General features: G+C 69.2%; 8 protein-coding genes. 7 read left to right on the top strand and 1 reads right to left on the bottom strand.

What is annotated here, in order from left to right:
- Positions 1 to 341: 341 nt before the first annotated feature.
- The gene (locus tag ACZ4RZ_RS28300; protein WP_467748741.1) at positions 342 to 1,334 is read right to left on the bottom strand and encodes a LysR family transcriptional regulator; all 993 of its coding nucleotides are present in this window, start codon (positions 1,332 to 1,334) and stop codon (positions 342 to 344) included.
- Between the two features lie 83 nt (positions 1,335 to 1,417).
- Here ACZ4RZ_RS28300 and ACZ4RZ_RS28295 point away from each other — a divergent pair, with 83 nt between their 5' ends.
- The 7 genes from ACZ4RZ_RS28295 to ACZ4RZ_RS28265 all read left to right on the top strand — a co-directional run bounded on the left by ACZ4RZ_RS28295 (position 1,418) and on the right by ACZ4RZ_RS28265 (position 12,467).
- Positions 1,418 to 2,761, top strand: a complete 1,344-nt coding sequence (locus ACZ4RZ_RS28295) for an MFS transporter (RefSeq protein WP_467748739.1) — start codon at positions 1,418 to 1,420, stop codon at positions 2,759 to 2,761.
- Positions 2,762 to 3,152: 391 nt separating this feature from the next.
- Complete coding sequence (locus ACZ4RZ_RS28290; protein WP_467748737.1) at positions 3,153 to 4,445, top strand: ABC transporter substrate-binding protein; 1,293 nt, start codon at positions 3,153 to 3,155, stop codon at positions 4,443 to 4,445.
- Positions 4,442 to 5,407, top strand: coding sequence for a carbohydrate ABC transporter permease (locus tag ACZ4RZ_RS28285; RefSeq protein WP_467748735.1), 966 nt, complete (start codon positions 4,442 to 4,444; stop codon positions 5,405 to 5,407). The genes ACZ4RZ_RS28290 and ACZ4RZ_RS28285 overlap by 4 nt, the downstream gene beginning before the upstream one ends.
- On the top strand, positions 5,404 to 6,225 hold the full coding sequence (locus tag ACZ4RZ_RS28280) for a carbohydrate ABC transporter permease (RefSeq protein ID WP_467748733.1): 822 nt from the start codon (positions 5,404 to 5,406) through the stop codon (positions 6,223 to 6,225). The genes ACZ4RZ_RS28285 and ACZ4RZ_RS28280 overlap by 4 nt, the downstream gene beginning before the upstream one ends.
- A gap of 11 nt (positions 6,226 to 6,236) precedes the next feature.
- Entirely contained in the window at positions 6,237 to 8,486 is a 2,250-nt protein-coding gene (yicI, locus tag ACZ4RZ_RS28275; protein ID WP_467748731.1) for an alpha-xylosidase, read from the top strand.
- A gap of 2 nt (positions 8,487 to 8,488) precedes the next feature.
- Positions 8,489 to 9,499 (top strand): LacI family DNA-binding transcriptional regulator, encoded by a 1,011-nt coding sequence (locus ACZ4RZ_RS28270; protein ID WP_467748730.1) that lies wholly within the window; start codon positions 8,489 to 8,491, stop codon positions 9,497 to 9,499.
- A gap of 49 nt (positions 9,500 to 9,548) precedes the next feature.
- The gene (locus ACZ4RZ_RS28265) at positions 9,549 to 12,467 is read left to right on the top strand and encodes a glycoside hydrolase family 3 protein (RefSeq protein ID WP_467748728.1); all 2,919 of its coding nucleotides are present in this window, start codon (positions 9,549 to 9,551) and stop codon (positions 12,465 to 12,467) included.
- The last annotated feature ends 31 nt before the right edge of the window (positions 12,468 to 12,498 follow it).

Raw genomic sequence — 12,498 nt, 5'->3', positions numbered from 1 at the left:
TTCTTCGGCTCCTCGCCGAACGCTCGAGTCGTCGGCTCCGTGCCGAAAGACCGAGTCGTCGGCTCGCCGAGCGTCCGATGCGTCGGCTCCTTGCCAAGGTGACGGATCGGCTCCGCGCCCCTCCGGCTGATCGACATCTCGTCGATCCGGTTGGGCGTCATTCCGCCAGTTTTCCACGCGCACGCACATCCCCCCACGGGACAGTTCTCGGGTGCGCGACGACTCCGGGCACTACTCAATTGTCGTCCGGACCGGGCCCCCACCCGATCCGAGCGCCCCCTTTACCACACTGCGCCCGGGCGATGAATGTAGCGCACGTGGAGGACATGTGCGCTCGCGTCTCATCTGTGACTCATCATGCTGAATGCATCGGTGGCCGGAATCCATCCCCCCTCGGGGCGCTGGAGCCACCCCTCCTCGCCCGCGAGTTCGACGGCCGCTCGTCGAAGGGCGTCGATCCCTGGGTGCACCAGTCCCTTCCGCCACACCAGTGACACGGGTGACAGGGGGACGGGGTCGATGAGGGGTCTCAGTACCGTTTCGGGCATGGCCGGAAAATCCACCACGGCGAGGACGGGGTTGCGTTTCTTGGCCATGATCCGCTGGAACTCCTCGGCGCCGACGGCCACCGGCGCGGGTGGCGCGAGTTCGATGCCGCGTCCCTCGAACAGTTGACGTGCCAGGTCGGTCCACTCCAGCGTCCGGGGGTTTCCCGCACCCGCGTACACGGTCTCCCCGGCGAGCGCGTCCAACGGCACCGCGTCCAGGGCGGCGAGGTGATGCTCCTCGGGCAGTACGACGGCCATCGGCTCGTACCGTACGGGCTGCTGCTCCAGCCGGGCCCGCACCACCGGGTCGAGCCCGCCGAACCGCCCGAACGACGCGTCCAGCCGACCGGCGAGCAGCTCCCCCGCCGCGCCCGTCAGCCCGCTCTCGAAGCGGGCCATCAGCTCACTGCCGGGGGCGAGTTCGCGGGCCCGTTCGAGGACGCGGCTGGAGATGAGCCCCGGAGAGTTGACGTCGACGAGGAGGGGCCGCTGTTCCCGCGGGCTGCGCGCGAACGCCGCGAGCAGCGCGTCCTGCGCCTCCAGCGCGCGACGCGCGTACGGCAGCAGCCGCTCGCCGTCCGCCGTCAGCGTCACCTGCCGGGTGGTCCGCACGAACAGCTCCGCCCCGAGCTCGCGCTCCAACCGCCGGATGTCACGGCTCAGCGCCTGCTGGGCGACGTACAGCCGGGCGGCGGCACGCGTGAAGTGCAGCTCCTCGGCCACGGCGAGGAAGGCGCGCAGGAGGCGGGGGTCGAGGTGAGCGGTGAAGGTTCGCGGCGCGGGCATCACGCGAACTTACAACGCAGGTGCGTCAATCGCTACGGAGTAGGTGTTGGACCGCGCATGCCGGCCCGGGCGACCGTTGATCCATGCCGCAACAGACCTCCGAGCAGGGGTACGACCACACCCCCCTGCCGCTCCTCACCGTCACCGGAGACACCCTCGTAGCCGTCGACTTCAGCCCGCGTCGACAGCCGGTCCGAAGCCGCCGGACACCCTCGTCCCCGTACCACCGCCTCTTCGCCACCCCCGGCGCCCGCGCCTTCACCCTCGGGAATCTCATCGCGCGGCTCCCCATGGGCATGTTCAGCGTGAGTGCGGTCATCATGATCGCGGGTTCGCGGGGCTCGTACGCGCTCGCCGGTGCCGTCACCGCGACCGGGCTGGCGGCGACGGCGGTGGTCGCCCCCTGGACCGCGCGTCTGGTCGACCGGCACGGTCAGGCCCGTATCGCCGTGCCCGCCACCGCGTTCGCCCTGCTGGGCGGCATCGCGCTGGTGCTGTGCGTGCACTACGGGGCGCCGGACTGGACCCTCTTCGCCGCGTACGCCGCCACGGCCACGACGCCCAACACGGGTGGCATGTCACGCGCCCGCTGGGCGCACCTGTTCAAGGGCGAGCCGGCCGCGCTGCACACCGCGAACTCCTTCGAACAGGCCGCGGACGAGCTGTGTTTCATGCTGGGCCCGGTGTTCGCGGCCTTCCTGTGCGGGACGTTCTTCCCGGAGGCGGGCACGCTGGTCGGGGGCGCCCTGATGATGACCGGCGTACTGATCTTCGCCGCCCAGCGCTCGACGCAGCCGCCGCCCCAGCCCCGCACGAAAGCCACCAAGTCCCCCGTCCGGGCCCCCGGAATGCCCGCCCTCCTCCTCGGATTCCTCGCCACCGGCGCGGTCTTCGGCTCGATGGAGGTCGTCACGATCGCGTTCGCGGACGCGCAGGGCCACAAGTCGGCCGCGGGCGCGGTCCTCGCGCTGCAGGCGGCGGGCTCGTGCGCGGCCGGGCTGCTCTACGGCGCCCTGAAGCCGGGCGGTCCGGTCGCACGGCGCTACCCCCTGTGCGTCGCCGCCATGACGGCGATCACGACCCTGCCGCTGCTCGCGGCCGCCCTGACGGGCTCCCTCCTGGTCGTCGCGGGCGCCCTGCTCGTCGCCGGGACGGCCACCGCCCCGACGATGGTCACCGGTATGACACTGGTCCAGCACCGCACCCCCGAGGGCCGCTTGAACGAGGGCATGACCCTCGCGGTGACCGGCCTCCTGGGCGGGATCGCCTGCGGCTCGGCGGTCGGCGGGTGGGTGGTGGAGCACGTGTCGACGACGGCGGGGTACGGGGTTCCGGTCACGGCGGCGGCGCTTGCGCTCGCGATCGCGACGGCGAGCGCCGTACGCCATGCGGTGCGCGACACATCGCGCCGTGCGGTACGACGTTGAGCGCGGACGCCCATGCGCGGCGTGGGCAATCCGGTGGGCACAGACCCTGACCTGGACCCTGATCGGTGCTGACCCCGCCTTGTTTTCACCCCCTCCGCCCCTACCCGTCCCGTACCTGGGGCTACGCCCCGAACCCCCTGGGTTGTCTTTTTGCTGCGGGTGCGTGGGGGCTTGTCGCGCAGTTCCCCGCGCCCCTTACGGGGCGGACAGAACCCTGTCCCCGCCGTCCGACCCACCGAACCCCCGCCCCAATTCCCGCGCACCCCATTGACGCGTCCACAGGCCCCACATACCTTCCCCCGTCGAAGCGCTTCGACGTCACGCATCGAAACGATTCGACGAGTGCTGCGTGACGGACCTGAAACCCATCCAACTCCCCTGGAGGCAGTGGATGTTGACAACACGAAGGCGTGCGGCGGCGACGGCGGTGGCCCTGGTGGGGACGCTGCTGCTGGCCTCCTGCGGCGGCTCGGACAGCGGCGGATCCGACGGCAAGACGTTGAAGCTGTGGCACTACGAGGGACCCGACAGCGCGATGGGCGTGGCCTGGAAGGAGGCCATCAAGGAGTTCGAGGCGAAGCATCCGGGCGTGCGGGTGAAGTTCGAGGAGAAGGGCTTCGAACAGATCCAGAAGACCGCCCCGATGGTCCTCAACTCGAACGACGCGCCGGACATCATGGAGTACAACAAGGGCAACGCGACCGCGGGCGCACTCTCCAAGCAGGGCCTGCTCACCGATCTGACCGCCGAGGCCACCAAGCGCGGCTGGGACAAGGAGATCAGCGGCGGCGTACGGACGATCAGCCAGTACGACGCCAGCGGGGTCATGGGCTCCGGCAAGTGGTACGGCGTGCCCAACTACGCCGAGTACACGATGGTGTTCTACAACAAGGACCTCTTCAAGAAGTACGGCATCGCCGAGCCCACCACCCTCGGCGAACTGACCGCCGCCATGGACAAGTTCGTCGCGAAGGGCATCACCCCGCTCGCGAACGCCGGCGCCGAGTACGTGGCCCAGCAGTACCTCTACCAGCTGGCGCTGTCGAAGGCCGACCGCTCCTGGGTCGACAAGTACGAGCTCTACAAGGGCAGGACCGACTTCCACGACGCCGCCTGGACGTACGCCGCCGAGACCTTCGCCGACTGGGTCAAGAAGGGCTACATCAGCAAGAAGTCCACCGGCACCAAGGCCGAGGAAGCGGGCGTCTCCTTCATTCAGGGCAAGAGTCCGATTCTGTTCAGCGGCAGCTGGTGGTACGGGCGCTTCCAGACGGAGAACAACTTCGACTGGGGCACGTTCCTCTGGCCGGGCAGCAACCTCACGCTCGGCTCCGGCGGAAACCTCTGGGTCGTGCCCAAGAACGCCAAGAACAAGGAACTCGCCTACGACTTCATCGACATCACCATGTCGAAGAAGATCCAGAACCTGCTGGGCAACAAGGGCGGCGTTCCCGTGGCCGCCGACCCCGCCGCCATCACCGATCCGCGGTCCAAGTCCCTCATCGCCAACTTCAACACCCTGTCCGGCAAGGACGGACTGGCCTTCTATCCCGACTGGCCCGTCGCCGGCTTCTACGACGTCCTCGTCTCGGAGACCCAGAAGCTGATCACGGGGAGCGAGAAACCGGATGCCTATCTGAGCGCGTTGCAAAAGGCGTACGACAAGGGCGTACCGAAGGCATGACGGTCACCGTCGAGCGGGGCGGCCGGGTGATCCACAAGCAGCACGCAGTGAGGCACCCGCGCCGCCCCCGCAACTCCTACGCCCTCTTCCTGCTCCCCGGCTTCCTCGCCTTCCTCGCGGTCGTCGTCGTCCCGTTCCTGATGAACACCGGTGTCAGCTTCACCGACTGGCAGGGCGTCGGCTCCCCGAAGTGGTCGGGGCTCGCCAACTACCGCGAGCTGATGGACGATTCCGAGTTCTGGGCGTCCTTCCGGCACAGCCTGTTCATGGTCGTCGCCATGGCCGTGGTACCGACCGTCATCGGACTCGTCCTCGCCGCCGCCCTCTTCGACTTCGTCGGCAAGCACTTCGGGACGAAGACAGCCGCGGCCCTCCGCGCCTGCTTCTACCTCCCCCAAGTCCTGCCCATCGCCGTCGCCGGCATCGTGTGGAGCTGGATCCTCGCGCCCGACAACGGCTCCCTGAACGAGCTGCTGAAGGCGATCGGCCTGGGCTCCTGGCAACAGGACTGGCTCGGCGACCCCGACATCGCCCTCTACAGCGTCATGGGGGTGATGGTGTGGGTGCAGATCGGCTTCCCGCTGGTCGTCTTCATGGCGGGGCTGCAGCGCGTCGACCCGCAGCTGTACGAGGCCGCCGAGCTGGACGGCGCCGGCTGGTGGCGCCGCTTCTGGCACATCACGCTGCCGCAGATCAGGCCGGAGATCTACGTCGTGCTGCTGTGGTGCACGATCGCCGCGCTCAAGGTCTTCGGAGCGGTGTACGTCCTCACGAAGGGCGGCCCCGGCGGCGCCACGGACGTGCCCTCCTACTTCTCCTTCACCACCTTCTTCGAGAAGACCCAGGTCGGCTACGGCGCAGCGATCTCCACCGTGCTGACGGTGATCACCCTCGTCCTGGCGCTCATCGGCCTCACCTTCCAGACCCGCGCCGAGGACGCCGAGGAAGGGATCCGCGCATGACCTCCCTACGTCGTTGTCCGGTGCTCGTCGCGCTCGTCATCGCGGCCCTGTTCATGGTGCTGCCGTTCCTCATCGTCGCGATCAACGCGATCAAGTCCCCCGCCGAGTATGCGGAGCACGGGCCGCTCAGCCTGCCCGAGGGCTTCTACGTCGACGGCCTCAAGGACTTCTGGGAACGCGTCGACTTCGGGCAGAAGCTCCTCAACTCGGTACTGATATCGGGCTCCGTGGCGATCGGGGCCGCCGCCCTGTCCATCCTCAACGCGTACGCGATCGGTATCGGCCGGATCAAAGGCCGCACCTGGGTCCTCGCCTTCTTCGTGCTGGCGAACATGCTGCCGCAGGAGGCGCTGGTCTATCCGATCTACTACCTGAGCAAGCAGGCGGGCCTCTACGACACCCGGCTCAGCGTGATCATCGTGTTCACGGTCGTCCAGGCGGCCTTCGGCACGTATCTGCTCTCCTCCGTCCTCGGGCAGTTCCCGCGCGAGATCATCGAGGCCGCCCGGATCGACGGGGCGAACAAGTGGCAGGTGCTGTGGCGGATCGTGGTCCCGGTCAGCCGCCCCACCATCGGTGTGCTGCTCGTCTTCTTCTTCATCTGGACCTGGAACGAATTCCTGCTGCCCCTGGTCATGCTGATCTCCAACGACAACCAGACGGTGTCGGTGGCGCTCGGCGTCCTCCAGGGCCAGCGCCTGATGGACGCCACGATGACGAACGCGGCCGCCCTGCTGGGCGTCCTCCCCGCCATCGTCTTCTTCCTCGTCTTCCAGCGGACCCTCACCCGCGGCATCGCCGTGGGCGCGGTCAAGTAAGGGGTGCGGGCGTGAAGTTCACCGACGGCTACTGGCTGCTGCGCGAGGGTGTCACCGCGGCCCACCCGGTCGAGGTCCTCGATGTGACCTCCGGGCCCGGCGGCCTGGAGATCCACGCGCCGACGCAGCCCATCCGCCACCGCGGCGACCTGCTGAAGGGACCGGTCGTGACGATCAGCGCGCACGCGCCGATGCCCGATGTCATCGGCGTCACGTTCACGCACTTCCAGGGCGAGGAGCCGAGGAGGCCCCAATTCGAGGTCCAGGGCACGGGGTTCACGCCCCACGCCGAGTACGACGACGAGCACGCGACCCTCACCGCGGGCGCGCTGTCCGTCCGGGTCGCCCGCACCACACCCTGGCACATCGACTTCCTCGCCCATGGCCGCACCCTCACCACCAGCGGCCCCAAGGGCATGGGCATCATGCGGGACGCGACCGGCGCCCACTATCTGCGTGAGCAGCTGAACCTCGGCGTCGGCGCTCAGGTCTTCGGTCTCGGCGAGCGCTTCGGGCCGCTCGTCAAGAACGGCCAGGTCGTGGACATGTGGAACGCCGACGGCGGCACGGCGACGGAACAGGCGTACAAGAACGTCCCGTTCTATCTGACGGACGCGGGCTACGGCGTCTTCGTCGACCACCCCGGCCTGGTCTCCTTCGAGGTCGGCTCGGAGGCGGTCTCGCGGGTCCAGTTCAGCGCCGAGACACAGCAGTTGACGTACTACGTCATATACGGCCCGACCCCGAAGGACATCCTGCGCAAGTACACGGCACTCACCGGGCGGCCGGCTCTGCCGCCCGCCTGGTCGTTCGGGCTGTGGCTTTCGACGTCCTTCACCACCTCCTACGACGAGGCCACCGTCACGTCCTTCATCGACGGCATGCGGGAGCGTGAACTGCCGCTCTCCGTCTTCCACTTCGACTGTTTCTGGATGCGCGAGTTCAACTGGTGCGACTTCCAGTGGGATCCACGGGTCTTTCCCGATCCGGAGGGGATGCTGGCGCGGCTCAAGGACAAGGGGCTGCGGATCTGCGTATGGATCAATCCGTACATCGCGCAGCGGTCGCCGCTGTTCGCGGAGGGGCGGGCCCTCGGGCATCTGCTCAGGCGGCCGGACGGCAGCGTCTGGCAGTGGGATCTGTGGCAGCCGGGCATGGCGCTCGTCGACTTCACGAGCGAAGAGGCCCGGCAGTGGTACGCGGCCAAACTGGAAGCACTGCTCTCCCAGGGCGTCGACTGCTTCAAGACCGACTTCGGCGAACGGGTCCCCGTCGATGTCGCCTACGCGGACGGCGCCGACCCCGAGCGGATGCACAACTACTACACCTACCTCTACAACCAGACCGTCTTCGATGTGCTCCGCAAACACAGGGGCGAGCACGAGGCCGTCGTCTTCGCCCGCTCGGCGACCACCGGGAGCCAGAAGTTCCCGGTGCACTGGGGCGGCGACTGCGAGGCGACGTACGAGTCGATGGCCGAGTCGCTGCGCGGCGGGCTGAGTCTCGGGATGTCGGGGTTCGGGTTCTGGAGCCATGACATCGGCGGGTTCGAGGGGACGCCGACGCCCGCGCTGTTCAAGCGGTGGATCGCCTTCGGGCTGCTGTCCTCGCACAGCAGGCTGCACGGTTCGTCCTCGTACCGCGTGCCCTGGCTGTTCGACGACGAGGCCGTGGACGTCCTGCGGCTGTTCACCCGGCTGAAGCTCGGCCTCATGCCCTATCTGTACGAGGCCGCCCGCGCCGCCCACACGGAGGGCGTGCCCATGATGCGGGCGATGGTTCTCGAATTCCCGGACGATCCTGGGTGCGCGCATCTGGAGCGGCAGTACATGCTCGGTCCCGATCTGCTGGTCGCGCCCGTCTTCAGCGACGACGGGGATGTCTCGTACTACGTGCCCGCGGGGACCTGGACCCACTTCCTGAGCGGGCAGACGGTGGCCGGTCCGCGCTGGGTGCGCGAGCGGCACGGCTTCCTGAGCGTGCCGCTGCTGGTGCGGCCGGGGGCGGTGATCCCGGTGGGCGCGGTGGACGACCGGCCCGACTACGACCACACGGACGGGGTCACCCTGCGCGCGTACGGCCTGGAGCGCGGCGCGCAGGTCACGGTGCCGGTCGGCGGCGTCACCTTCACCGTCGTACGCGAAGGGGACACGCTGCGGGCTTCGTCCAGTGACCCCTCGGCGCCCTGGGGGCTGGCCGCGGGTGAGCGCGAAACACGGGCGAAGGCCGGGACGGGCTTCCTGTCGTTGGAGCTGAACTGAGCATGGTCAAGATCACCGATGTGGCGCGGCACGCCGGGGTGTCCCCGAGTACCGTCTCGTACGCACTCAGCGGCAAGCGCCCGATCTCCGAGGAGACCCGGCAGCGCATCGCGGCGAGCATCCGCGAGCTGGGCTACCGGCCGCACGCGGGCGCGCGGGCGCTGGCCAGCAGCCGCTCGAACGTGCTGGCGCTGGTGGTGCCGCTGCGGGCGGGCATCCATGTGCCGGTCGTGATGCAGTTCGCGGTGTCGGTGGTGACGGCGGCGCGCCGGCACGACCACGACGTCCTGCTGCTCACCCAGGAGGAGGGCGAGGACGGGCTGCGCCGGGTCGCCGACACCGCTCTGGTGGACGCGCTGATCGTGATGGACGTCCAGCTCCACGACGCCCGGCTGCCGTTGCTGCGCGCACTGGACCGGCCGTCCGTGCTCATCGGGTTCCCCGCGGCCCCGGACGGGCTCACCTGTATCGACCTGGACTTCAAGGCGGCGGGCGAGCTGTGCGTCGAGCGCCTCGCGGAGCTCGGGCACAGGGTCGTGGCGCTGGTCGGGTCGCCGCCCGAGGTGTATGTGCGGGGGACGGCGTTCGCCCAGCGTGTGGTCGAGGGGTTCACGGCGGCCGCCGACCGGGGCGGCCTCGCGTCCTCGGTCCACCCCTGCGAGGCCTCGCCCGCCGCCGCGCGCCGGGTCGCCGAGCAACTGCTGCGCGAACACCCGGCGTTGACCGGAGTCGTCGTGCACAACGAGCCGATCCTCGAGCCGCTGATCGACGCCTTCGAGCAGCTCGGTCTGCGGGTCCCCGGCGATCTGTCCGTCACTGCCATCTGCCCGGACGAACTCGCCGAGGGCGTCCGTGTCCCCGTCACGTCCATCGCCATCCCGTCCGCCGAGGTGGGGGCGCGGGCGGTGGAGCTGCTGATGAAGAAGCTGGGCGGCGCGGAGGTGCCCGAGGCGACGCTGCTGGCTCCCCGGCTGACGGAGCGGGCGAGCACGGCCCGCCGTGCGGCCCCCTGAAGTGCCGTTGAACGCCCCAGTGCAAGGCCCTAGTCGAAGGAGCCGTGTCATGAAAGGCAAGCGAAACAAGGGAAGACAGAGAATCACGGTCGTCGTCGCGATGGCCCTGATCGCAGGGCTCGGCGCCACCGTGCCGGCCGCGGCCGACGGCCCCACGTACGCCTTCCGCGATCCGCACCTCTCCGTCGACCGGCGTGTCGACGACCTGCTGGACCGCCTCACCCTCGACGAGAAGATCTCCCTCCTCCACCAGTACGAGCCCGCGATCCCCCGACTCGGCATCCAGGCGTTCCGCACCGGCACCGAGGCCCTGCACGGCGTCGCCTGGCTGGGCAGGACCACCGTGTTCCCGCAGGCGATCGGGCTCGCGTCGACCTGGGACCCGGCGTTGATCGAACAGGTCGGTTCGGCGGTCGGCGACGAGGCGCGCGGCTTTCAGCAGGAGCGCCCGGACGGCTGGGGCCTCAACCTCTGGGCGCCGGTGGTGAACCTGCTGCGCGACCCGCGCTGGGGACGCAACGAGGAGGGCTACTCCGAGGACCCGTACCTCACCGGTTCGATCTCCACGGCGTACGGCGACGGCCTGACCGGCGGCGATCCCGACCACCTCAAGACGGCCCCCACCCTCAAGCACTACCTCGCCAACAACAACGAGGTGCACCGCGCGACCACGTCCTCAGACCTGCGCCCGCGCGTGCTGCACGAGTACGACGAGGCGGCCTTCGAGCCGGCGATCGAGGCGGACGCGGCGACGGGCGTCATGTCCTCCTACAACCTGGTCAACGGCCGCCCCAACACGGTCGATCCGGACCTGAACGACGTCGTACGGTCCTGGACGTCGCGCGATCTGCTGAATGTCACCGACGCCTTCGCCCCCGGCAACCTGCTCCCCGCCACCCAGAACTACTACCCCACGCTGGCCGAGGGTGACGCGGCCGCGCTGAAGGCCGGCATCGACAGTTTCACGGACAACAGCGCGGACTCCGGACCGACGGTCACGGCCGTCAACTCGGCCTTGGAGCGAGGCCTGTTGAAGGAATCGGACATCGACACGGCCGTCTCCCACATCCTCGCCGTCCGCGTCCGGCTCGGCGAATTCGACCCGAACGGCGGCACCTACGGCTCCATCGACAAGTCCGTGATCAACAGCCCCGCCCACCGGAAGCTGGCCCGCGAGGCGGCGACGGAGGCGGCGGTGCTCCTGAAGAACCAGAACGCGCTGCCTCTGAAGAAGTCCGCGAACGACGTGGCCGTCGTGGGCCCCCTCGCCGACACCCTCTACACCGACTGGTACTCGGGAACGCTGCCGTACGCGGTCACCCCCAAGCAGGGCATCGAGGCGAAGCTCGGCACCTCCGTGGCGAGCAGCGAGGGCGCGGACCGCATCGCGCTGAAGGACACGGCGACGGGGAAGTACGTCACGGCGGGGACCTCTGACACGGGAGCGGCTCTCAAGGAGAGCACGGAGACCGGCCCGGCCTCGCAGTTCGACGTCTTCGACTGGGGCTCCGGCATCGTGACGCTGCGCTCGGCCGCCAACGGAAAGTACGTCGGGTACAACTGGGCGAACTTCGTCAACGACCAGGTGCAGCCCAACGGTTGGTACGTCCAGCAGCAGTTCAAGCTGGAGCGCCAGGACGACGGCGGCTACCTGCTCCGGTACGCCGGGTACGAGACCGCCGAGTCCTGGTGGTCGAACCCCGTCTACCTCGGTCCGACCGGCGACGACGGCGCCCTCGGTCTGGTCTCCAAGGAACAGGCCGCGCACTACGCGAAGGACGTCGTACGCAGCGGGGTCGACGAGGCGGTGGCCGCGGTGAAGGGCAGGGACACGGCGGTGGTCGTGGTCGGCTCGATGCCCTCGATCAACGGCCGCGAGGACCACGACCGCACCGACATGGGCCTGGCACCCTCGCAGGAAGCCCTGGTCAAGGCGGTGCACGCGGCCAACCCGAAGACGGTCGTGGTCGTCGAGAACAGCTATCCGACCACCCTCGGCGCCCTCCAGAAGGAGGTCCCGGCCGTCCTGTGGACCACCCACGCGGGCCAGGAGACCGGCAACGCCCTCGCCGACCTCCTCTACGGCGACACGAACCCGGCGGGCCGCCTCACCCAGACCTGGTACCGGTCGGAGTCCGACCTTCCGTCGATCCTCGACTACGACATCATCAAGTCCGACCGCACCTACCAGTACTTCAAGGGTCAGCCCCTCTACCCCTTCGGCTACGGCCTCTCGTACACCTCCTTCCGCTATGGCGCGCCGAAGCGCGTCGACGGCGGTTACGAGGTGGCGGTGACGAACACCGGACACCGCGCCGGCGACGAGGTCGTCCAGCTCTACACGCACCAGCGGATCTCGCGCGACAAACAGCCGCTGAAGCAGCTGAAGGCGTACGCGCGGGTGTCGTTGAAGCCGGGCGAGACGAAGACGGTGACCTTGAAGCTGCGCACGAAGGACCTCGCGCACTGGGACGTCACGCGCTCGCGGTGGGTGGTGGAGAGCGGCATGTACGACGTCCTGATCGGCGCGTCCTCGTCCGACATCCGCGCTCGTACGACGCTGACGGCGCACGGCGAGACGATCCCGGCCCGGGATCTCGCCAGGGTGACCCGGGCGGAGAACTTCGACGACTACGCGGACGTCCGGCTGGTCGACGAGTCGAAGGCGCGCGGTACGGCGGTGGGCGCATCGGATGACGGGGCCTGGCTGAAGTTCGCGGACGCCCGGCTCGGCTCGGGGGCGGCGCGCTTCACCGCACGGGTGGCGGGAACCGGCTCGGGCACGGTCGAGATCCGTCTCGGGTCGCCGACGGGCACGCTGGTCGGTACGGCACATACGGACGGCACGGCATCGGCGTATGACTACGAGACCGTGACCAGCGCCCTGACCTCGGCGGCGCAGGGCCGCCGGGATGTGTACCTGGTGCTGAGCGCGGGGCTGCGCCTGTCGACCTTCTCGCTCCGCTGAAGCAGCGAAGGTTCACCGAAAGGAAAAAGCC

The organism is Streptomyces sp. NPDC027189, assembly GCF_055566975.1.
This window is presented reverse-complemented; position numbering and strand designations above follow the sequence as displayed.